The organism is Streptomyces sp. NPDC005533 (genome assembly GCF_042871845.1).
In the GTDB taxonomy this organism is placed as follows: domain Bacteria; phylum Actinomycetota; class Actinomycetes; order Streptomycetales; family Streptomycetaceae; genus Streptomyces.
Map to the genome: position 1 here is coordinate 34,135 of NZ_JBIAJH010000042.1, position 20,807 is coordinate 54,941.

Sequence of the window (20,807 nt, forward strand, 5' to 3'; positions counted from 1 at the left end):
CTGCCCGCAAGAGGTGCGGCCGGCCGCGCCCGTCAGCGCAGGGGGCAGTCGGCGGCGGGGAGGACGGTGTCGGTGCCGTGCAGGGTGACCTGGGTGACGACGTCCGGCACGGCGGAGGTGCCGAGGGTGCACACCAACTGGTTGCGGGCCAGCTCCGAAAGGCTGCCCACGGCGAACGGCACGTGGACCGTCAGCCCCTTGCCCGGCACGTACGCGGTCACCGTCACCGCCTGCTCCTGCCCGTCGGGCATCCGGGGCAGCGCCGTGGTGAGGCCGGCCTCCTGGGCGGGCGGGGTGAGGCCGTTCAGCAGCAGCCGCACGAGCGGCACGGGCGCGAGGGTGTATTCGGGGTTGATCAGGAACGGGACCGGTACGAGCCGGTCGCCCCCCTGGGAGACGTAGTAGAGGACGGCGGCGTTCTTGCCGTTGGGGACCTTGACGGTGGCGGCGTGGCCGCTCTCGATCACCCCGGTGCGTTTGATGCCGCATCCGGTGAGCAGCAGGGCGCAGGCCGCCAGCGCGGCCGTGGCCGCCGTGGTCCGGGCTCTCGTCTTGCGCCCTCTCATGTGCGGGCCTCCAGCGGCATGTCGAGGGTGAAGAGCGCTCCCCCGGTGGGCCCGTTGCCCGCCCGCAGGGTGCCGCCGTGCAGGCGGACGTTCTCCAGGGAGATGGCGAGTCCGAGGCCGCTGCCCGCGGAGCGGGTGCGGGCCGCGTCGGCCTTGAAGAAGCGGTCGAAGATGTGGGGCAGCACCTCGGGGGCGATGCCGAGTCCGCTGTCGGCGACGTCGATGAGCAGCCGTTCGCCGTCCGCGCCCGGTGCGGTCCGTACGGTGATCCGTACGGGGGCTTCGCCGTGCCGCAGGGCGTTGCCCACGAGGTTGGCGAGGACCACGTCGAAGCGGCGGGGGTCGAGGCGGGCGCGCACCCGTTCCGGCAGCCGGGTGACGACGCGCTCGTCGTCCCAGTGGCGTCGTTCGAGGGTCTTGCGGACGGCTTCGGCGATGTCCACGTCGTCGAGGTTGAGCTCGGCGGCGCGGGCGTCGAAGCGGGAGATCTCCATCAGGTCCTCGACGAGGACGGCGAGTTTCCCGGTCTCGGCGCTGACCAGGCGCAGGGCCTTGGCGGTGTCTGGGTCGAGGCGCGAGGCGTCCTCGTCGAGGACCTCGGTCACGGCGAGCATCCCGGCGAGCGGGGTGCGCAGTTCGTGGGAGACGTCGGAGGCGAAGCGGCGGGCGCGGGTCTCCGCGTCCTGCAGTTCGCGCACGGACTGCTCCAGGGCGCGGGCGGTCTCGTTGAAGGTGCGGGCGAGTCCGGCGAGTTCGTCGGCTCCGCGGACCTCGATGCGGGTGTCGAGGCGGCCGCGGCCGAGGTGCTGGGCGGCCCGGCGCATGTCGCGGACCGGGCGCAGCACGCTGCGGGCGGCCAGCAGCGCGGGGATGATGGCGATGGCCAGCCCGGGGACGGCGCCCTGCTGGGCGGCCTGGACCATGGCTTCGACGGTCTGCTTCTCGGTGGAGAGCGGGACGCTGGCGTAGAAGACGGCCCCGGTGGACTCGGTGTAGCCGTTGTGCTCGAAGAGGGCGGGGACGCCGATGGTGAGCCACGGGTTGCCGCGCTGGTCCTCGGCGCGCTGGAAGGCCGCGTACTGGTTGTTGCGGACCCTCTCGCGCAGGCTGTCGGTGATGACGGTGGAGGTGGGGGTGCCCGGGTTGGTGGAGACGCGCAGGCCGCCGTACTCCCCGAAGACGATCCACGGGTGGGGTTTGCCGCGCTTGCCGAGCTCGGTGACGATGCGCTGGAGCTCCGGCTGGGTGAGGGGCAGGCGGATCTCCTGCTGCTCGACCTGGTCGCGCAGGGTGTTGACCGCGGTGTCCTGGGTCTGCTTGAGGATGGCGTTGCGCGCCTGCTGGTAGGTCAGGGCGGCGGTGGTCACCGCGCTGATCGCGGCGACCAGCAGGAAGGCCGCGATCAGCCGGGTGCGCAGCCCGAGCGGCGCTATGCGTCGCACCGCGGCCTACAGCGGACCGAAGCGGTAGCCGAAGCCGCGCACGGTCTGTATGTAGCGGGGGCTGCCGGCGGGGTCCTCGATCTTGTGGCGCAGTCGGCGGACGCAGGCGTCCACGAGCCGGGAGTCGGCGTGGTAGCTGTGGTCCCAGACGTATTCGAGGAGCTGCTGGCGGGAGAAGACCTGCTCGGGCGAGGCCGACAGGTGCAGCAGCAGCTTGATCTCGCTGGGGGCGAGGGCGACGCGCTCGCCGTTCTTGGCGACGGTCAGCCCGGCGCGGTCGATGGCGAGTTCGCCGTGGACGGCGATCTCGTTGCGGGTGCCCACGGGGTCGCTGAGCCGGCGCAGTACGGCCTTGATGCGGGCTTCGATGACCTCGGTGCGGGCGGGTTTCACTATGTAGTCGTCGGCGCCGGCCTCCAGGCCGATGACTATGTCGAAGTCGTCGCCGCGCGCGGTGAGCATGATGATCGGCACCTCGCTGTTCTCGCGGATGCGGTGGCAGACCTGCACCCCGTTCATGCCGGGCAGCATCAGGTCGAGGAGGACGAGTTCCGGGCGGAAGCCGGCCATCAGGGCGAGCCCCTCCTCACCGGTCTCGGCGGAGCTCACTTCGTGACCGCGACGGCGCAGGCCCAGGCCCACGCCCTCCCGGATGGACGGGTCGTCCTCGATCAGCAGTACACGTGGCATCCGGTCAGTATGCCAAGCCGGTGTGTTGCGCTTCCTCCCGCTATCGGCCGACCTTTCGCCGCAGGGAGTCCAGCAGGTCGGTGATCTCCGTCAGGCGCAACGGCCCGGCGAGGAGGACGACGACGAGAGCGAGGGCCGCGGTTCCCGCACCGACCGCCGCGAAATCGCCGAGGCCTTCGGCGGCCCGGGCGGCGGCGTACGCCGCGGCGGCCCCCGGGACGCAGGCGACCAGGAGCCGCAGGTGGGTCCGTACGGCCGTGGCGCGCCGCTCGGTACGGGTGCCCGTGCGCGGGCCGAGCCGGCGGGAAAGGGTGTACGCGGTGACGGTGGCGCCCGCGAGGAAGGCGAGGGAGGAGGCCGCGGCCATGCCGGTGACCGCCCAGCGGGGGGACAGCAGGAAGTAGGCGGCGGCGGACAGCCCGGCGTTCAGCGCGGCGATGACCAGGTTCAGGAAGAAGGGGGTCCGAGTGTCGGAGAGGGCGTAGAAGCCGCGCGAGAGCACGTACTGCGCGGAGAAGGCGACCAGGCCGGGGGCGAAGGCGACGAGCATGCCGGCCATGACCTCGATGCCGGCGGCGTCGGTGCGGCCGTACTCGAAGACGCTGCCCATGACCCAGGGGGCGAGGGCGGCGAAGAGCGCTGCGGCGGGGACGACGAGGGCGGCGCTGGAGCGCAGGGCGTAGGAGATGTCACCGCGCAGGGTGGCGAGTTCGCCGTCGTTGGCGGCCGCGCTCATCCGGGGCATCAGGGCGGTCACGAGGGAGACGGTGATGATGCCCTGCGGGACGATCCACAGCTGGTAGGCGTTGCTGTAGGCGGCGTACCCGGCGCCCGGGAGGCCCGCCAGGTCGGCCTGGACGCCGGCGGTGGTGGAGAGCCGGGTGACGACCCAGTAGGCGATCTGGTTGGTGAGGACGAGCATGACCAGCCAGCCCGCGTTGCGCAGGGGGCGGCCGAGGCCGCTGCCGCGCCAGTCGAAGCGGGGGCGCCAGCGGAAGCGGGCGGCGCGCAGCGAGGGGACGAGGGCGAGGGCCTGGACGACGATGCCGGCGGTGGTGCCGAGGCCCAGCAGGCGCGTCTCGGCGGCGGTGAGGCCGTCCGCCGCGTCGTGGGAGACGTAGAGGAAGAGCCCGAAGACGGCGATGATCACGACGTTGTTGAGGACCGGGGTCCACATCATCGCGCCGAACCGGCCGCGGGCGTTCAGCACCTGGCCGAGCAGGGTGAAGAGCCCGTAGAAGAGGATCTGCGGCAGGCAGTAGCGGGCGAGCGCGACGGTGGTGCTCTCCTGGGCCCCGCTGTAGTCGGTGTACGTCGAGATGATCAGCGGGGCGGCGAGGACGGCCACGGCGGTGAGCGCCACGAGCGCCGCCGTGCAGGCGGTCAGCAGGCGGTCGGTGTAGGCCTCGCCGCCGTCCTCGTGTTCCTTGGCGGCCCGGACCAGCTCGGGTACGAAGACGGCGTTGAGCGCGCCGCCGACGAGCAGCATGTAGATGATGTTCGGGACCGTGTTGGCCACGGCGTAGCCGTCGCCGAGCATGCCGACGCCCAGCGCGGCGACGACGACGGCGGAGCGGACGAAGCCGGTGGCGCGGGAGACGACCGAACCGGCCGCCATGAGCGCGCCGCTGCGCAGCACCGAGGTCTTGCCCGGTGCCGGGCCGCCGCCGGCCGCGGCGGCGGCGGCGGTGTGCCGGGTGTCGGTGGTCGTCACCGGCGCGCCAGGTAGGCCTGGAACGCCTTGTGGAGCGCCGTGTTGGCGACTCCGTCCATCGGGGTCTCCCATTCGCCGAGCGTTTCGACGACCTGCCCGCCGGTGCCGAGCTTCCAGCGCAGCAGCCCGAAAGAACGTTCGTCGGGGTCAAGGGTGGAGGGTACCCCGCGCATGTCGTACTTCTCCGCGCCGAGGGCGTGCGCGTCGCACATCATGCGCCACTGCAGGGCGTTGCTGGGACGCACCTCGCGCCGGTGGTCGGCGGAGGCGCCGGTCTGGTACCAGACGCGCTTGCCGGCGACGATCAGCGTGTGGGCGGCGAGGATCTCGCCCTGGTGGATGCCCAGGTAGAGGCGCATGCGGCCGGGCTGCTCGGCGTTCAGGACCCGGTACTGCTGCTCGTAGTAGGCGAGGGAGCGGCCGAGCCGGAAGCCGTCGCGCTCCTCGGTGACGCGCAACAGCCGGTAGAACTCGGGCAGGTCGGCGGAGGTGCCGAGGACCGTCTCGACCCCGGCCTTCGCGGCCTTGCGCACGTTGCGCCGCCACTCCTGGTTCAGGCCCGACCACAGGTCGTCCAGGGAGCGGCCGGCCAGCGGCACGCGGAAGACGTGGCGGGGCTGGGCGTCGCCGTCGTCCTCACCGCCGCACCGCTTCCAGCCGCGGGTGCGCAGCCTGTCGGCGAGGGCGGCGCCCACCGGGTCGACCTCGGTGGCGAGCACGTCGGACAGCTGCCGGCCGGTCCCGGCCCCGGCCTTGACGGTGGCCGCGTCCCAGTGGCGGTAGGCGGGGGTGGGGCCGATGCGGACGGCGAAGGCGCCGGCGGAACGCATGTGGCGCATGAGGGGGTTCAGCCAGCGGTCGATGCGCGGGTCGGACCAGTCCGCGACGGGACCCTCGGGAAGGTAGGCGAAGTATTTCCGGGTGCCGGGGAATTGCCGGTAGAGAACGAGACCGGCGCCCTCTATTTCGCCGCCGGGGTAGTGCCATCCGACCTTTTCCGACCGCCAGAGGTCCTTTACCGCGGCCCACGACGGGTACTGGAGGAAGCTGGCCCGTCCGTGCCGGGAAAGGAACGCCTGGTATTCGACGTCGGACAGGGTGCGCACGGTCAACTCCCGGTCCTGGTCGCGGTACTGCTGGGCTGGGGTCACGAGCAGTGCACACATGGCTGTTCTGCCTTCCTGTACGTCCGGGGCGGGCGGCGGGGATCGGGATGCACAGGACTCTCACAGCCGGCCATGACCGGACGGCGCGGCGATTGTGACGGGACGGTGACCGTTTTGCTGCGGTCCATGTCACAAGCGAAAGGACGACATTTTCGGCGGATTGCGCAACCTAGAGTCGTTCCGTTCGCATCTAGGTGTGCGAACGGTTGATTCTTGGGAGGGGTTTACGTTGAGCCGCACACGCCGCACCGCCATGGCGGGTACCGCACTTCTGGCCGCCGCGCTCACCGCCTGCTCGGGCGGAAGCGAGGGCGGGAGCGGTGGGACCGGCAACGCAGAGCTGAAGCCGAAGGCACCCATGGCGGTCTCGGTGAACCTCACGGGCGATCAGGTCAAGGCGGGCGAGCCGGTGACGGTGACCGTCGCCGAGGGCAAGCTGGCGCAGGTGAAGGTGACCGACGCCAAGGGCGCGGAACTGCCGGGGAAGATATCCGACGACGGGAAGAACTGGACGTCGGAGCGCAACGCCCCGCCCGCCGCGGAGTACAAGGTGGAGGCGCAGAACACCGACAGCCAGACCGCCGCCACGTCGTTCAAGACCAGCGCCGCCGACAAGGTGAACAAGGTCTCGATCAACATATCCAAGGGCAGCACGGTGGGCATCGCCATGCCCGTGTCCCTCGTCTTCGACAACCCGGTGGCGAACAAGGCCGAGGTCGAGAAGCAGCTCAAGGTCACCGCCTCGGACAACACCGAGGGCTCCTGGGGCTGGCTGAAGGACTACGACGGCAAGGACCGCGTCGACTGGCGGCCGAAGGACTACTGGAAGTCCGGCACGGACGTGAAGGTCGAGATGCGCCTGAACGGTGTGGACTCCGGCAAGGGCGGCGGTCTGTTCGCCCGGGACTACAACACCGAGTTCAAGATCGGCAAGGATCGCCGGGTCCAGGTCAGCCTCGACACCAAGAAGATGTCGGTGACCCAGGACGGTCAGGCGCTCAAGACGGTGCCGATATCGGCCGGCACTCCCGGCGGCAAGAAGGCCTCCTGGTCCGGGAAGATGGTGATCATGACGAAGGAGGGCACCATCCGGATGGACTCCCAGACGGTGGGCCTGGACAACGCCTACGACAAGATGGTCGATTACTCGATGCGTCTGACCTGGTCGGGCATGTACGCGCACGCCGCCCCGTGGAACTCCGGCAACTTCGGCCGCGCCAACAGCAGTTCCGGCTGTGTGGGCATGAGCGACGCCGACGCCAAGGAGTTCTTCGGACAGTCCCAGGTCGGCGACCTGTTCGAGGTGGTCGGCGAAGGGTCCAAGGGCCAGGCCGAGATCGGCAACGGCTACGGCGAGTGGAACCTGTCCTGGGACCAGTGGAAGGCGAAGAGCGCCGTGTCCGGCACCCCGCAGAACGGCTGACCTGCGAGCTCGCCGAACTGACTCTCGTTCAATTGTTACCACCACGTAACTTACCGACGGGTTACCTTCGGTAAGCCCCTCCCGTTACCGTCGGGTCACTTTCAAGACCCCCGGTGCACGCGAGGAGCGATCGATGGAACGCACCAGCACCGCCGCAGCCGTGGCGGCCCTGCTGGCGGCAGCCACCCTGGGCCTGGCCCCCCACCAGGCCCAGGCGGCTCCCGCCCCCGCCGCGGCTGCCGCCGCCAATACCCGGGCGGCCTCGCCGGAGGTGCGTTTCCACGACATCCCCGGCTCCGGCGGCATCACCCTCAAGGGCAACGTCTTCACCCCGGCCGGGGCGGTGAGCGGCCGGAAGTACCCGCTGATCGTGCTGCCCACCAGCTGGGGCATGCCCCAGATCGAATACATCGCCCAGGCGAGGAAGCTCGCCGACTCCGGCTACGTCGTGGTCAGTTACACCTCCCGCGGCTTCTGGCTCTCCGGCGGCCAGATCGAGGTGGCCGGCCCGCCGGACATCGCCGACGTCAGCGCCGTCATCGACTGGGCGCTGGCCAACTCCCCCGCCGACGCGGACCACATCGGCCTCGGCGGGGTCTCGTACGGCGCCGGCATCAGCCTGCTGGCCTCCGCACACGACCCGCGCGTCAAGGCCGTGGTCGCGATGAGCGGCTGGGCCGACCTCATCGAGTCCATCTACTCCGGCCGCACCCAGCACCTCCAGGCCGCCGGGATGCTCGGCGCCGCGGGTTACCTGACCGGCCGCCCCGGCCCCGAACTCCAGTCGATCCTGGGCGACTTCCTCGGCTCCCGGCTGGACCGGGAGCAGCAGATGATCGAGTGGGGCAGGAAGCGTTCGGCCGCCGAGCAGGTGGACCGGATCAACGCCAACGGCGCCGCGGTCATGCTCGGCAACGCCTGGGGCGACACCATCTTCCCGCCCAACCAGTACGCGAAGTTCTACGAGCGGCTGACCGGCCCCAAGCGCCTGGAGTTCCGGCCCGGGGACCACGCCACCGCCGAGGGCACCGGCCTGCTCGGCCTGCCCAACGACACCTGGACCAACGCCCACCGCTGGTTCGACCGCTACCTCAAGGGCGAGCGCAACGGCGTCGACAGCGAGGCCCCGGTACAGATCAAGTCCCGGAGCGACGACGGATACGAGGGCTACGCCGACTGGAAGTCGGTCGGCTCGGGCGGCACCGAGAGACTCGCGCTCTCCGACAGCGAGCACCTCTTCGCCAATGTCGACTCCGGCGCCAACGGCGGGATCATCTTCCTCTCCAGCATCCTCGACCAGTTCGTCAAGGCGCCCCCGACGGCCTCGATCCCGCTGCTCCCCCGCGCCTTCGCCGCCGTCTGGCAGTCGGAGCGCTACGACAGCCCGCGCCGGGTCCGCGGCACCGCGGCCCTGCACACCACCGTCACCCCGACCAAGGCCGACGGCACCTTCGTCGCGTACCTCTACGACGTCGGCCCGCTCGGCATCGGCAAGCTCGTCAGCAACGCCCCGTACACCTTCCACGACCGTACGCCGGGCCGGGCGTTCGGGGTGGACCTGGACCTCTTCTCCACCGCGTACGACGTGCCCGCGGGCCACCGGCTCGCCCTCGTCGTCGACACCGTCGACCCGCTCTACATCGAGCACAACCCCACCGGGGCGCAGCTGACCTTCTCCTCGCCGCGCTCCGATCCGTCCTACGTCTCGGTCCCGCTGCGCGAGGGGTGATCCGCGGCTGCCGCGGACCCCTCAGTGCTTGAGGATCTTGGAGAGGAAGTCCTTGGCCCGGTCGCTCTCCGGAGCGGTGAAGAACTGCTCCGGAGCACGGTCCTCGACGATCCGCCCGTCGGCCATGAAGACCACCCGGTTCGCGGCGGAGCGGGCGAAGCCCATCTCGTGCGTGACCACGACCATGGTCATGCCCTCGCGCGCGAGCTGCTGCATGACCTCCAGCACCTCGTTGATCATCTCCGGGTCGAGCGCCGAGGTGGGCTCGTCGAAGAGCAGGGCCTTGGGGTCCATGGCGAGGGCCCGGGCGATGGCGACCCGCTGCTGCTGGCCGCCGGAGAGCTGGGCGGGGAACTTCTCCGCCTGGTCGGCGAGGCCGACGCGGTCCAGGAGCTCCCGGGAGCGCCGGTCCGCCTCGCCCCGCCCGCGCCCGCGGACCTTGACCTGCGCGAGCGAGACGTTGGCGAGGACGGTCTTGTGCGCGAAGAGGTTGAAGGACTGGAACACCATGCCGACCTCGGCGCGCAGCCGGGCCAGCTCCTTGCCCTCGGCGGGCAGCGGCTCCCCGTCCAGCAGGATCGTGCCCGACTCGACGGTCTCCAGCCGGTTGATCGCCCGGCACAGCGTGGACTTCCCGGAACCGGAGGGGCCGATGACCACCACCACCTCCCCGCGGCCCACGGTGAGGTTGATGTCCCGCAGGACGTGCAGCTGCCCGAAGTGCTTGTTGACGTCCCGCAGCTCGATCAACGGATCGACGGTCATGCGCTGCCCTGCCCCTGGGTTCCGGTGTGTCGAGGTCAGCGCAAACTATCCAGCGCGGCAGGGCACTTCGCCGCGACACGCCGGGCGTCAGGCACCGGGCGCCGGGCAACGGGCGTCAGCCCTCGGAGGCCTCGGCGTACGCCTGGCTGAGTTCGGGGGATCCGGTCATCGCCCAGGACACCCCCGACTCGATCACGTTCAGCTCGCGGCCCGATGCCAGCAGGATCACCGGCTGGCCGTTGGGCCACACCCGCCAGCCGGCCCCCGGGATGGTCCGGACGATCACCGTCCCGAGGTAGAAGCCCGCGTCGTTGCCGAGCCAGGGCACCACCTCGGGGTCCCGCCGCCAGCGGGGCATCAGCTGGTCCAGCGCCTCCAAGGAGCCCTGGCTCTCGTCGAGTTCGAGGCCGGCCGCCCGCGCGTGGACGCGCAGCATCTCGCACTCGGAGAACAGCTCGGCGACGCCCTCGGGATCGTCCGCGAGGGCGGCGGCGAGTCCCGCACCCCGTTCCGTTTCACGCCGGTTCAGCCAGTTGTCCAGGAAAGGGATGTTCATACCGCCCAGCGTCGCACCAGGATCCGCCGCTGGCCACAGGGCGCGCCTGGATCGGCGGGCCCGGATGACGACCTGGGGCGGTCCGCCGCGCCTAGGCCGTCTCTTCCGGATCTTGCCTCGCCCGCGCCGCCCGGCAAGATCCGAAAGATACGACCTACCGGTCGAGGTCGAGGTCCACGACGACCGGCGCGTGGTCGGACGCGCCCTTGCCCTTGCGCTCCTCGCGGTCGACGTAGGCGTCGGTGACGGCCTTGGTGAAGGGCTCGTTCCCGTACACCAGGTCGATGCGCATGCCCCTGTTCTTGGGGAAGGCGAGCTGGCGGTAGTCCCAGTAGGTGTAGGGGCGGTCGTACTTGAGGGGGCGCGGCAGCACGTCGGAGAGCCCGGCGGCCCGCAGTGCCTCCAGGGCGGCCCGCTCGGCGGGGGTGACGTGGGTGAGGCCGGCGAAGACGGCCGGGTCGTAGACGTCCTCGTCGGTCGGGGCCACGTTGAAGTCGCCGAGCACCGCGAAGGGGCGCGGGCCGGCCGCGTCCTGCGCGACGGCCGCGGTCAGCGAGCGGAACCAGTCCAGCTTGTAGCCGTAGTGGTCGTGCTCGACCTCGCGGCCGTTGGGCACGTACACCGACCAGACCCGCACCCCGCCGCAGGTCGCGGAGATCGCGCGGGGCTCCTGGACCCCTTCGTAGTCGGGCCCGCCCGGCAGTCCGAGGACCACGTCGTCCAGCCCGACCTTGGAGAGCAGGGCCACGCCGTTCCACCGGCCGGTGGCGTTGACGGCCGATTCGTAGCCCAGCTCGCGCAGCTCGGCGTGCGGGAACTGCTCCGCCGAGCACTTGGTCTCCTGGACGCACAGGACATCGGTGCCGGAGCTCTCCAGCCAGGCCAGCAGGCGGGGCAGCCGGGCGGTGATGGAGTTGACGTTGAAGGTGGCGATACGCATGCGTTCCAACCTACCTCCAGGCACCGACACTCACAGGTCCGTGCTGTCCCCGGCGGTGAGTCGGCCGTGGTCGGTGCCGCCCAGGGCGTCCAGGGCGAAGTCGTAGATCGGCCTGGCGATGTCGGAGAGGTAGGCGTCGTGGATGTCGAGGGCCCGGCGCGGCTTGACCTCGCGGAGGTAGTCGATCACCTCGGCGACCTTGTTCCAGGGGGCGTGCACCGGGAGCATCAGGGTCTCCACCGGGACGCCGGGCACGGTCAGGGCGTCCCCGGGATGGAAGAGGGAACCCTCCACGAGGTAGCCGACGTTCGTGACCCGCGGCATGTCCGGGTGGATCACCGCGTGCAGCTCCCCGTGCACCTGGACCTCGAACCCGGCGGCGGTGAAGGTGTCGCCGTGGCCGACGGTGTGCACCCGGCCCGGATAGGCGGGGGCGAGCTTGTCGGCGACGCTGCGCAGGGTCCACAGCCCGGCCGCCGGGTTCGCGTCGAGGGCGGCCCGCAGCCGGCCCTCCTCGAAGTGGTCGGGGTGTTCGTGCGTGACCAGCAGGGCGTCCGCCCCCAGGCCCGCGTCGGATTCGCTGAAGGCGCCCGGGTCGATGACGAGCGTGCGCCCGTCCTTCTCCAACTGGACGCAGGAGTGCAGCCGCTTGGTGAGCTTCATGATCCCAGGCTAGCGCCGGACGGGCCCGGGTCAGGGAGTGGTCGTGGAGACCACGTAGACCCGGGGCTTCTCGGGGTCGGTGAGGTCCACGGTGATGTCCCGGCTGGGGCGCGGGTCAGGCTGTTCCAGGGTGGTCCCGTACCAGGTGGCCTCGGGGCTCCAGCTCCAGCCGGCGACCTCGGAGTCGTGCGCGGAGATGGAGACCTCGCCCCGCTTCAGCCCGGCCCGGCTGGTGCCGACGGCGGCGAGGAAGGAGTCCAGGTCCTCGGGGGTCACCGCGAACGCGGTGAACAGCCGGCTGGTGCGCCAGTTGTTCGTCTCCAGGAACCCGACCCGCCAGGCCTTCGGCGGGATCGGCACCTCGTAGATGCTGCGCTGCACCTTGGAGGGCCAGCCGGGGCGCACCTCGGTGGCGCCGACCTTGGCGGCCTTGTCGCGGCCGCTCTCGCGGCTCTGCTGGGTGGAGATCGCGAGGTAGCCCGCGGGTACGCCGATCAGCAGCACGATGATGATCGCGGTGATCCAGCGGCGCTTGACGACGTGCCTGCGGTCCTCCGCGGTGGGCTGCGGCGTGGCGTCCGCGTCGGGTGAGGGGGCCTGGTGCGGCAGGGAGGGCGGTGTCACTGGTTTTCCTGGTCCTCGGATCCGGCGGGGTCGCGCCGGCCCAGCTGCTGCGCGTAGCGCTCGTACCGTTCGTAGCGCTCGACCCGCCGGCGGGTGGCGCGGCGAAAGCGCCGGGCGACGAGCCGGGCGAGGTCGGCGGCGCCGACCATACCGGCCTCGGGGCCGAGCTGGGCCTTGGCGATACGGGCCTCCGGCCGGTAGCCGCGGCCGGTGAGGTGGCGGCGGAAGGCCTCCCGCGCGGGGCCGATCAGCAGGTCGTCCGCGGCGCTGACGCCGCCGCCGATGACGAAGCAGGAGGGGTCGAGGGCGGCGGCGAGGTTGGCGATGCCGACGCCGAGCCACTGGCCGATGTCCTGGAGCAGCTCGACGCACATGGCGTCGCCCTCGCGGGCGAGCTCGGTGATGAGCGGCCCGGTGATCTCGTGGACGTTGCCGCCGACCCTGGCGATGATGTTGTACGCCACCGGGGAGTCGGCGGCGGCCAGCTCGCGGGCCTCGCGGACCAGGGCGTTTCCGGAGCTGTACTGCTCCCAGCAGCCGCGGTTGCCGCAGGGGCAGCGGTGGCCACCGGGGACGACCTGCATGTGGCCGAACTCGCCGGCCACCCCGAAGCGGCCGCGCTTGACCTGGCCGCCCTCCAGGATGGCCCCGCCGATGCCGGTGCCGAGCGTGATCATGACGAGGTGGTCCTCGCCGCGCCCGGCGCCGAAGCGCCACTCCGCCCAGGCGGCGGTGTTGGCGTCGTTGTCCACCATGACGGGGACCGCGAGCCGGGACTGGAGTGCGTCGCGCAGCGGCTCGTCGCGCCAGGCCAGGTGCGGTGCGAAGAGGACCCGGGAGCGGTCGGCGTCGACCCAGCCGGCGGCCCCGATGCCGACAGCGTGCACGTCGTGGCGGTCGGACAGGTCGAGCACGAGCTCGACGATGGTGTCCTCGACGACCTTGGGGCTCTTGGACTTGTCCGGGGTCTCGGTGCGGATCTTCTCCAGGATGATGCCGTCGGCGTCGACGACGCCGGCCATCACCTTGGTGCCGCCGATGTCGATGCCGACGGTCGGCACGCGCGGGGCGGTCAGGTGCGACCGGCGCTCACGGGTTCCGATGGTCCGCAGGACGGTGCCTCGCGCCGACCCCCGGTGGGTGAGCGTGAAGTCCCGGTACGTGCTCATCGAGTCGTGTCGTCCCTCTTGGCTGGGGTGGTACGGGAAGCCGGGTCGGCTGCGCCGGGTGGGGCGTCTGCCCCCGATTCTGCCACTCGCTCCAGTTCGTGGCTCAGTTCGTCGAGCTCGGAGCCGCCCGCCATCTGCCGGGTGAGCTCGTCGAGGGTGATCGAGTCGCGGGTGTGGCTGCCCGCCATGGCGCCGCGCTTGAGGAGGACGAAACGGTCCCCCACCAGGTGGGCGTGGTGCGGGTTGTGGGTGATCAGTACCACGCCGAGACCCGCGTCGCGGGCGGCGGCGACGTACTTGAGGACCACCCCGGACTGCTTCACGCCGAGGGCCGCGGTGGGCTCGTCGAGTACGAGGACCTTGGCGCCGAAGTACACGGCGCGGGCGATGGCCACGCACTGGCGCTCGCCGCCGGACAGGGTGCCGATGGGCTGGTCCACGTCGCGCAGGTCGATGCCCATGCGCAGCAGCTCGGCCCGGGTCGTCTCGCGCATGAGGGGCACGTCGAGGCGGCGGAAGGGGCCGCGGCCCCTGGTGGGCTCGGAGCCGAGGAAGAAGTTGCGCCAGACCGGCATCAGCGGGACGACGGCGAGGTCCTGGTAGACGGTGGCGATGCCGTGGTCCAGGGCCGCGCGCGGATTGGCGAGCGCGGTCTCCTCGCCCTCGATCTCGAAGGTGCCCGCGTCGTGCCGGTGCAGCCCTGCGATGATCTTGATGAGGGTGGACTTGCCGGCGCCGTTGTCCCCGAGGACGCAGGTGATCTCGCCCGCCGAGACCTCCAGGGAGACCCCCTGGAGGGCGCGGATGTTGCCGTAGTACTTGCTGACGTCGGTCAGCCTCACGAGTGCGTCGCCGGTCATGCCCGTGCCTCCGCCCGCTTGCGGACCCATGCGTTGAGCAGCGTGGCCAGCAGCAGCATGGCGCCGAGGAAGAACTTGAACCAGTCGGGGTTCCACTGCGCGTACACGATGCCGTTGCTGGTCATGCCGAAGATGAAGGCGCCGACCGCCGAGCCGATGGCGGAGCCGTAGCCGCCGGTCATCAGGCAGCCGCCGATGACGGCCGCGATGATGTAGAGGAACTCGTTGCCGACGCCCTCGCCCGACTGGACCACGTCGAACGAGAAGAGGATGTGCTGCCCGGAGATCCAGGCGCACAGGGCGACGCCCATGTAGAGGCCGATACGGGTCTTCACGACGGGCACGCCGGTCGCGCGGGCCGCGTCGGCACCGCCGCCCACGGCGAAGATCCAGTTGCCGGCGCGGGTGCGCAGCAGGATCCAGGTGGCCACGGCGACGATGGCCAGCCACCACAGGATGGTGACCTTGAGGGTGACCGAGCCGACGTTCCACTGCGAGGCGAAGAGGGCCCGCGCGGAGGAGAAGCCCTCCATGTCGGCGATGGTCTTGGTGGAGACCGAGCCGCTGATCAGCTTGGTGAAGCCGAGGTTCAGGCCGGTCAGCATCAGGAAGGTGCCGAGCGTGATGATGAAGCTGGGCAGTTTGGTGCGGGTCAGCATGAAGCCGTTGAAGAAGCCGATGGCCAGCGTGACCAGCAGGGACACGGCGACGCCGACCCAGGCGTTGGCCGTCATCTGGTAGCTGAACATCGAGCTGACCAACGCGGAGGTCGTGACCATGACACCGGCGGAGAGGTCGAACTCGCCGCCGATCATCAGCAGGGCCACCGGAGCGGCCATGATCCCGATGGTGGAGGCCGAGTAGAGGATCGTGCTCAGGCTGGAGGCCTGCAGGAAGCTGGGGGCCGCGAAGGAGAAGAAGACGAAGACGGCGGCGGCGCCGACCACGGAGCCCAGCTCGGGGCGGGCGAGCAGCTTGCGTACGACGGAGGTGGGCGCGAGCCGTTCGTCGACGGCGGCGGGCGCGCTCATCGGCTGCCCCGCTTGATGAACTCCTCCAGCTTGGACGCCTCCGCGGCGGTGACGATCTGCGGTCCGGTGAGCACCGGGCGGCCGCCGCCGAGCACGTTCGCGTTGTAGCGGTACAGCCAGAGCAGGTCGATGGCCTCGTAGCCCTGGAGGTAGGGCTGCTGGTCGACGGCGAAGCCGAGGGCCCCCGACTTGAGGTCGCGGGCCACCGACGCGTTGAGGTCGAAGGTGTCGACCTCGGCCTTGGAGCCCGCCGCGTCCTTCGCCTTGATCGCGGTCGGGGCGAAGGGGGCGCCGAGGGTGACGATCGCGTCGACGGACGGGTCGGCCTGGAGCTTGGCCTGGACGGACGCCTGGACGGAGGGCATGTTGGTGCCCTCGACGTACAGGTTCTCCATCGTGCCGGAGAAGGTCTTCTTCGCCCCGGCGCAGCGCTGCTCGTGGCCCACGTTGCCCTGCTCGTGCAGGACGCAGACGGCCTTCTTGCGGCCGCGCTTGTTCAGCTCGGTGCCGACCGCCTCGCCGGCGATCTCCTCGTCCTGGCCGATGTGGGTCAGCGCCCCGTACTCGGCGGACTGGGCGGAGCCGGAGTTGACCGTGATCACCGGGATGCCGGCCTTCACGGCCTTGGCGATGACGTCCTTGAGGGCCTCCGGCTTGGCGAGGCTGACGACGATCCCGTCGACCTTCTGGTCGATGGCGTTCTGCACGAACTGCGCCTGCTGCTGGGCCTGGTCGTCGTGGGCGTAGACGAAGTTGATGTTGTCCTTCGCGGCGGCCTCCTTGGCACCCTTCTGGACGATGTCCCAGAAGGTGTCGCCGTCGCCCGCGTGCGTGACCATCGCGAAGGTCCAGCGCGGGGTGGAGACGGCCGGCCGGCCCGCCTCGGCGGCCTTCGCCCGCTCCTCGGCGCGCTTGCCCCCCGTACTGCTGCAGCCCGCGAGCGAGGCCCCCAGTACCGCCGCGAGCACGGCGCCCACGACGCGCACCCCTGTCCGAACCCTAGCCACGTCGCCGCGCCCTTCCCTCGTCACCAATGCGGTCCGCCGTCGAGCCGGTCACCAATCCGGTCATTCCGTCTCCATTGCGGTCCAGCCGCTCAGTATCCGCCACAGTCGACCATGAAGGGTCATCGGGGCACTCACGCGCAGGTTGACATGCGCGGGCGGATTGACAGGTTCCGCCGACAGGGTCAGGTTGAGTGCATGCGCATCGGGCTCATCGGAACGGGCCGGATCGGGTCCTTCCACGCGGCGGCTCTGGCCCGCCACCGGGATGCGGGCTCGCTCCTGCTCGCGGACGCCGATCCCGCGCGGGCGGCGCGCCTCGCCGACCGGCTCGGGGCCACTGCCGCGCCCAGCGTGGACCAGGTCTTCACCTGGGGCGTGGACGCCGTGGTGGTGACGTCGGCGACCGAGGCGCACGCGGATCTCGTCGTACGGGCGGTGCGCGGCGGGCTGCCGGTGTTCTGCGAGAAACCGCTCGCCCCGGACCTGAACCGGACCCTGGCCGCGCTGCGTGAGGTGCGGGCCGCGGGCGGGCTGCTCCAGGTGGGTTTCATGCGCCGTTTCGACGCGGGCTACGGCACGGCCCGGGAGCTGGTCCGTTCCGGCGCCCTGGGGCGGCTGCACACGGTACGGACGACGACGGCCGATCCGGCGCCGCCGGCCGCCGCGTACCTGGCCACCTCGGGCGGGCTGTACCGGGACTGCCTGGTGCACGACTTCGACATGGTCCGCTGGGTGACCGGGCGCGAGGTGGTCGAGGTGTACGCGGCCGGGTCGGACGCGGGACCCGCCCTGTTCCGGGAGGCCGGCGACATCGACACGGCGGCCGCCGTGCTGACGCTCGACGACGGAACCCTGGTCACGGCCACCGGCACGCGCTGCAACGGCGCCGGGTACGACGTACGGATGGAGCTGGCCGGGGAACGGGACCAGGTCTCGGTGGGGCTGGACGACCGGACGCCGATCGCCTCCACCGAACCGCACGGCCCGCCGCCGGCGAGCAAGCCGTGGACCGGCTTCCTGGAACGTTTCGCCCCCGCGTACGAGGCGGAGCTTGCGGCCTTCATCCGGCTGGTGCGAGGCGAGGCGCCCAACCCGTGCGACGGCCGCGAGGCGCTGGCGGCGTTCCGGATCGCGGAGGCCTGCGAACTCTCGCGCCGGGAGCGGCGCAGGGTCCGGCTGGAGGAACTCCCGGACCTGCCGGTTCTGTAAGCGGGGCACGGGGCCACACTAAGCCGCGTGATCACCTGTGGCTGCGACGCTTTCCGGCCACCCTCAGGCGGTGGTCACGGCGCGCCGACCCCAGGCGGTGCCGGCCAGGACCAGGAGGGCGCCCCCGTAACCGAGGAGCCCCGGCTCCTCCCCTCCGATGGCGATGCCGGCGACGGCCGCCCACAGCGGCTCGGTGCCGAGCAGCAGGCTGACCCGGGAGGGCGAGCTGCGGCGCACGGCCCACATCTGCACGAAGAAGGCGAAGAGGGTGCAGAAGACGGAGAGGAAGGCCAGCCCGGCCCACTCCGCGGCCCCGAAACCGGCCGCGGCGGCCCACGGGCTCGCCCCGGTGCCGGGCACGGCGGCCAGCGACGCGAAGACGAGCACGGCGCCGCCGAGCTGCACGGTGGTCAGCGACAGCGAGTCGGCGTCCCGGACGGCCTCGATCCGCGCCATGAGCAGGACGTGCAGGGTCCGGGCGAGGGCGGCGCCGAGGATCAGCAGGTCACCAAGGCCGGGCGCGGTGAATCCGGCGCCCTGGGTGAGCAGCACGACCCCGGCCACGGAGACGGCCGCGGCCCCGAGGAAGCCGCCGGACGGCGCCTGCCGCCGCACCGCGGCCTCGGCGAGCGGGGTGAAGATCATGGTCAGGCTGATGATCAGCCCGGCGTTGGTGGCGGAGGTGTGGACGACCCCGTAGGTCTCCAGGAGGAAGATCCCGCCGAGTACGAGGCCCAGCAGCCCGGCGGCGCGCGACTGCGCCGGGGTCAGGGCGCGCAGCCGCGACCAGCCGGCGACGACGAGGACGGGCAGGACCAGGGCGAACCGCAGCACGAGCACGGCGATGACGGTGTGCCCGGTGGTGATGCCCTTGGCGGCGAGGTAGCTGCCGCCCCATACGACGGCGACGGCCAGGACCGGCAGGTCGGCGAGCCGGGCCCGGCGGGGGGCGGCTTCGAGGGCCGGCGAGATCACGGTCATGGGGTCTCCCACGTCATGGACGAGGTGGAGACTTCGTCGGCTCGCACGGGTGCAGGGGGCACGCTACCGGAGCCGATCATGCCGGGCGACCTCTTTCCGGGCCGTGCGCCCCGGACCCGTAGCATCGGGCGCATGGCTGATCTCTACGCCCTGGACCTGGCGTTCGACCTGCTCGACAGCACGCCCGAGGCCGTGCTCGCGGAGGTCCGGCGCCAGCTGGCGCCGAACACCGGGCTCCTCTGCGCCCGCGGCCCGGCCTGCCGCGTCCGGGGCGTGCTCGTCGGAGAGTTCGCCCCGACCGAACACGGCGGCTGGGCGCTGACGGGCCGCCAGGAGATCCACGCGGAACTGCTCCCCGCCCTGGAGGACTTCCTGCTGCTCGTGGCCCCCCACATCCGACCGCCGGGCCCGGTCGGCCGCATCCGCCACTACGAGCACGAGGCCCCCGACCTGCTGGTTCTGCGCGAGGGCCGCGTGGTCCAACTCGCCCTGGACCCCCGCTGACTCAGGTGAACGTGCCGAAGGCGGCCCGCCCCTTCGGCCGGTAGGTGTGGATGGAGGTGCCGACCGAGGTCGTACGGGAGTCCGTCACCTCGAAGGCGGTCGGCAGGCCGCCGGTCGGGAACAGCTTCCGCCCCGCACCCAGGAACACCGGGAAGACCAGCAGGTTCAGCTCGTCCACGAGGTCCCGGGCCAGCAGCCACTGCGCGAGCCGCCCGCTGCCGTGCACCTGGAGCTCCCCCTCCAGCCCGTCCTTGACCCGGACGATCTCGCTCTGCAGGTGCTCCCCGTCGAGCACGGTGACCGGGCCCCAGGCGGGCTCCTTGAGCGTGGTGGAGGCCACGTACTTCGGCAGCCGGTTGAGGTTGCCCGCGATGGGGTCGGCCGGATCGTCGTGGTGCGGCCAGTACCCGGCGAAGATCTCGTACGTCCGCCGCCCGAGCAGGAACGCCCCGGTCCGCCCGTAGACCTCCTTGACGAAATCCAGCATGCCCTCGTCGGCGAACGGCACCAGCCACCCGCCGTACTCGAACCCGCCGCTGCGGTCCTCCTCCGTCCCCCCGGGCGCCTGCATCACGCCGTCGAGGGTCACGAAGGTGGTCAGGGTCAGCTTGCCCATGGCTCTGTGCTCCTAGCTCGTCGTCCCTACAGGAAGGCAGACTCCCGGACCCCCGAAACGTCAGGGCGACGCCACGCACACCGCGGCGCGGGAACGCGAGGTCGGTTTCCTGCCAGCGGCCTCGACCCTTCGGAGATTTGATTGAACTCGCAACCACATGGTGGGCGATCGAGGAGGAACATCGTGGACGGAACAGTGGCGCTGGTGACGGGTGGCAGCAGGGGGATCGGGGCCGCGACCGTCTTGCGGCTGGCCGAGGAGGGCGCGGATGTCGCGTTCACCTACGTCAGCGGCGAGGAGGCCGCGGCCGAGGTGGCCGGAAAGGTCGGGGCGCTGGGGCGGCGGGTGCTCGCGGTGCGGGCCGACGCCGGGGATCCGGGGGCCGGAGCCGACGTGGTGGGGCGGGTCGTGCGGGAGTTCGGGCGGCTCGACGTGCTGGTCAACAACGCGGGTGTGGGGGTGCTCGGGCCGCTGGAGGCGCTGACCGCGACCGACGTGGACCGGGTGCTCGCGGTCAACGTGCGCGGGGTGTTCACCGCCACCCAGGCCGCGGCCGCCGCACTGGGGCGGGGCGGGCGGATCATCACCATCGGCACCTGCATGACCCAGCGGGTGCCCGGGCCCGGCGGAACGCTGTACGCGCTGAGCAAGTCGGCGCTGATCGGGCTGACGAAGGCCCTCGCCCGGGAGCTGGGCGGGCGCGGGATCACCGCGAACATCATCCACCCGGGGCCCGTGGACACCGACATGAACCCCGCCGACGGACCGTACGCCGGCTCGCAGGCGGCGATGACCGCCCTGGGACGCTTCGGTACGGCGGGCGAGGTGGCCGACATGGTGGCCTTCCTGGCCGGGCCGGGGGCGGCGTACGTCACCGGGGCGGAGTTCGCGGTCGACGGCGGCCACGCCGCGTAGTCCGGCGCAGCCGGAGCCAGGCCCGTCAGGGCTCCGCCCCGCACCCCGCGCCTCAAACGCCGGCGAGGCTGAATCGGCGCGGCGGAGCCGGATGGTGCGGCTCACCTGAAGGGTGCGGCTTACAGATCGGGGCTCCGCCCCGGACCCCGCGCCTCAAACGCCGGCGGGGCTGGATTTGTGCGGCGGGGCTGGATTTGGGCAGCTGGGTGGGAGGCGGGTCGGTTGGGGTGGGGGTGG

Annotated in this window: 21 protein-coding genes; 5 read left to right on the top strand and 16 right to left on the bottom strand. The window is 71.6% G+C overall.

The genetic code is table 11. The features are described from left to right. Positions 1–32: 32 nt before the first annotated feature. Genes ACFYP3_RS30385 through ACFYP3_RS30405 form a run of 5 tightly spaced genes read right to left on the bottom strand, consistent with a single transcriptional unit; the run spans position 33 to position 5,578 of the window. Positions 33–566, bottom strand: a complete 534-nt coding sequence (locus ACFYP3_RS30385; RefSeq protein WP_388839400.1) for a GerMN domain-containing protein — start codon at positions 564–566, stop codon at positions 33–35. Beyond that, on the bottom strand, positions 563–2,008 hold the full coding sequence (locus ACFYP3_RS30390; RefSeq protein WP_388839403.1) for an ATP-binding protein: 1,446 nt from the start codon (positions 2,006–2,008) through the stop codon (positions 563–565). Before ACFYP3_RS30390 ends, ACFYP3_RS30385 begins: the two co-directional genes overlap by 4 nt. A gap of 6 nt (positions 2,009–2,014) precedes the next feature. Then, a complete protein-coding gene (locus ACFYP3_RS30395; RefSeq protein ID WP_388839406.1) occupies positions 2,015–2,698 on the bottom strand; it encodes a response regulator in 684 nt (227 codons plus the stop codon). Between the two features lie 40 nt (positions 2,699–2,738). Next, positions 2,739–4,484 carry a murein biosynthesis integral membrane protein MurJ gene (gene murJ / locus ACFYP3_RS30400; protein ID WP_388839409.1) on the bottom strand — a complete coding sequence of 582 codons (1,746 nt, stop codon included), beginning with the start codon at positions 4,482–4,484 and terminating at the stop codon, positions 2,739–2,741. Further along, positions 4,409–5,578, bottom strand: a complete 1,170-nt coding sequence (locus tag ACFYP3_RS30405; protein WP_388839412.1) for a lipid II:glycine glycyltransferase FemX — start codon at positions 5,576–5,578, stop codon at positions 4,409–4,411. The genes murJ and ACFYP3_RS30405 overlap by 76 nt, the downstream gene beginning before the upstream one ends. 253 nt (positions 5,579–5,831) lie before the next feature. On the opposite strand from ACFYP3_RS30405, the gene ACFYP3_RS30410 reads away from it, so the two are divergent. Next, positions 5,832–7,001, top strand: coding sequence for an Ig-like domain-containing protein (locus ACFYP3_RS30410; RefSeq protein ID WP_388839461.1), 1,170 nt, complete (start codon positions 5,832–5,834; stop codon positions 6,999–7,001). Positions 7,002–7,134: 133 nt separating this feature from the next. Then, positions 7,135–8,730 (top strand): CocE/NonD family hydrolase, encoded by a 1,596-nt coding sequence (locus ACFYP3_RS30415; RefSeq protein ID WP_388839414.1) that lies wholly within the window; start codon positions 7,135–7,137, stop codon positions 8,728–8,730. 21 nt (positions 8,731–8,751) lie between these two features. Here the strand turns inward: ACFYP3_RS30415 and ACFYP3_RS30420 are convergent, their stop codons facing one another. The 9 genes from ACFYP3_RS30420 to ACFYP3_RS30460 all read right to left on the bottom strand — a co-directional run bounded on the left by ACFYP3_RS30420 (position 8,752) and on the right by ACFYP3_RS30460 (position 16,315). Continuing rightward, positions 8,752–9,495 (bottom strand): amino acid ABC transporter ATP-binding protein, encoded by a 744-nt coding sequence (locus ACFYP3_RS30420; RefSeq protein ID WP_388839417.1) that lies wholly within the window; start codon positions 9,493–9,495, stop codon positions 8,752–8,754. Positions 9,496–9,610: 115 nt separating this feature from the next. Beyond that, positions 9,611–10,051: a DUF6278 family protein gene (locus ACFYP3_RS30425; protein ID WP_388839421.1), complete on the bottom strand. Its 441-nt coding sequence runs from the start codon at positions 10,049–10,051 to the stop codon at positions 9,611–9,613. Between the two features lie 154 nt (positions 10,052–10,205). Then, on the bottom strand, positions 10,206–10,991 hold the full coding sequence (locus tag ACFYP3_RS30430; RefSeq protein ID WP_388839424.1) for an exodeoxyribonuclease III: 786 nt from the start codon (positions 10,989–10,991) through the stop codon (positions 10,206–10,208). A gap of 30 nt (positions 10,992–11,021) precedes the next feature. Continuing rightward, on the bottom strand, positions 11,022–11,654 hold the full coding sequence (locus ACFYP3_RS30435) for an MBL fold metallo-hydrolase (RefSeq protein ID WP_376618938.1): 633 nt from the start codon (positions 11,652–11,654) through the stop codon (positions 11,022–11,024). A 30-nt stretch (positions 11,655–11,684) separates the two neighbouring features. Further along, the gene (locus ACFYP3_RS30440; RefSeq protein ID WP_388839428.1) at positions 11,685–12,278 is read right to left on the bottom strand and encodes a hypothetical protein; all 594 of its coding nucleotides are present in this window, start codon (positions 12,276–12,278) and stop codon (positions 11,685–11,687) included. After that, complete coding sequence (locus tag ACFYP3_RS30445) at positions 12,275–13,447, bottom strand: ROK family glucokinase (protein ID WP_388839431.1); 1,173 nt, start codon at positions 13,445–13,447, stop codon at positions 12,275–12,277. The genes ACFYP3_RS30440 and ACFYP3_RS30445 overlap by 4 nt, the downstream gene beginning before the upstream one ends. Then, positions 13,444–14,337 carry an ATP-binding cassette domain-containing protein gene (locus tag ACFYP3_RS30450; RefSeq protein ID WP_388839433.1) on the bottom strand — a complete coding sequence of 298 codons (894 nt, stop codon included), beginning with the start codon at positions 14,335–14,337 and terminating at the stop codon, positions 13,444–13,446. The genes ACFYP3_RS30445 and ACFYP3_RS30450 overlap by 4 nt, the downstream gene beginning before the upstream one ends. Next, positions 14,304–15,338 carry an ABC transporter permease gene (locus tag ACFYP3_RS30455; RefSeq protein ID WP_388839436.1) on the bottom strand — a complete coding sequence of 345 codons (1,035 nt, stop codon included), beginning with the start codon at positions 15,336–15,338 and terminating at the stop codon, positions 14,304–14,306. The genes ACFYP3_RS30450 and ACFYP3_RS30455 overlap by 34 nt, the downstream gene beginning before the upstream one ends. Beyond that, complete coding sequence (locus ACFYP3_RS30460; RefSeq protein WP_388839440.1) at positions 15,335–16,315, bottom strand: sugar ABC transporter substrate-binding protein; 981 nt, start codon at positions 16,313–16,315, stop codon at positions 15,335–15,337. Before ACFYP3_RS30460 ends, ACFYP3_RS30455 begins: the two co-directional genes overlap by 4 nt. Before the next feature lie 225 nt (positions 16,316–16,540). On the opposite strand from ACFYP3_RS30460, the gene ACFYP3_RS30465 reads away from it, so the two are divergent. Beyond that, entirely contained in the window at positions 16,541–17,554 is a 1,014-nt protein-coding gene (locus ACFYP3_RS30465) for a Gfo/Idh/MocA family oxidoreductase (protein WP_388839443.1), read from the top strand. Between the two features lie 63 nt (positions 17,555–17,617). Here ACFYP3_RS30465 and ACFYP3_RS30470 read toward each other — a convergent pair whose 3' ends face one another. Next, the gene (locus ACFYP3_RS30470; protein WP_388839446.1) at positions 17,618–18,535 is read right to left on the bottom strand and encodes a DMT family transporter; all 918 of its coding nucleotides are present in this window, start codon (positions 18,533–18,535) and stop codon (positions 17,618–17,620) included. A 132-nt stretch (positions 18,536–18,667) separates the two neighbouring features. On the opposite strand from ACFYP3_RS30470, the gene ACFYP3_RS30475 reads away from it, so the two are divergent. Continuing rightward, positions 18,668–19,039 (top strand): hypothetical protein, encoded by a 372-nt coding sequence (locus tag ACFYP3_RS30475; RefSeq protein WP_388839449.1) that lies wholly within the window; start codon positions 18,668–18,670, stop codon positions 19,037–19,039. A gap of 1 nt (position 19,040) precedes the next feature. Here ACFYP3_RS30475 and ACFYP3_RS30480 read toward each other — a convergent pair whose 3' ends face one another. Beyond that, the gene (locus ACFYP3_RS30480; RefSeq protein ID WP_388839452.1) at positions 19,041–19,655 is read right to left on the bottom strand and encodes a dihydrofolate reductase family protein; all 615 of its coding nucleotides are present in this window, start codon (positions 19,653–19,655) and stop codon (positions 19,041–19,043) included. 183 nt (positions 19,656–19,838) lie between these two features. Here ACFYP3_RS30480 and ACFYP3_RS30485 point away from each other — a divergent pair, with 183 nt between their 5' ends. After that, positions 19,839–20,570, top strand: a complete 732-nt coding sequence (locus tag ACFYP3_RS30485) for an SDR family oxidoreductase (RefSeq protein WP_388839455.1) — start codon at positions 19,839–19,841, stop codon at positions 20,568–20,570. The last annotated feature ends 237 nt before the right edge of the window (positions 20,571–20,807 follow it).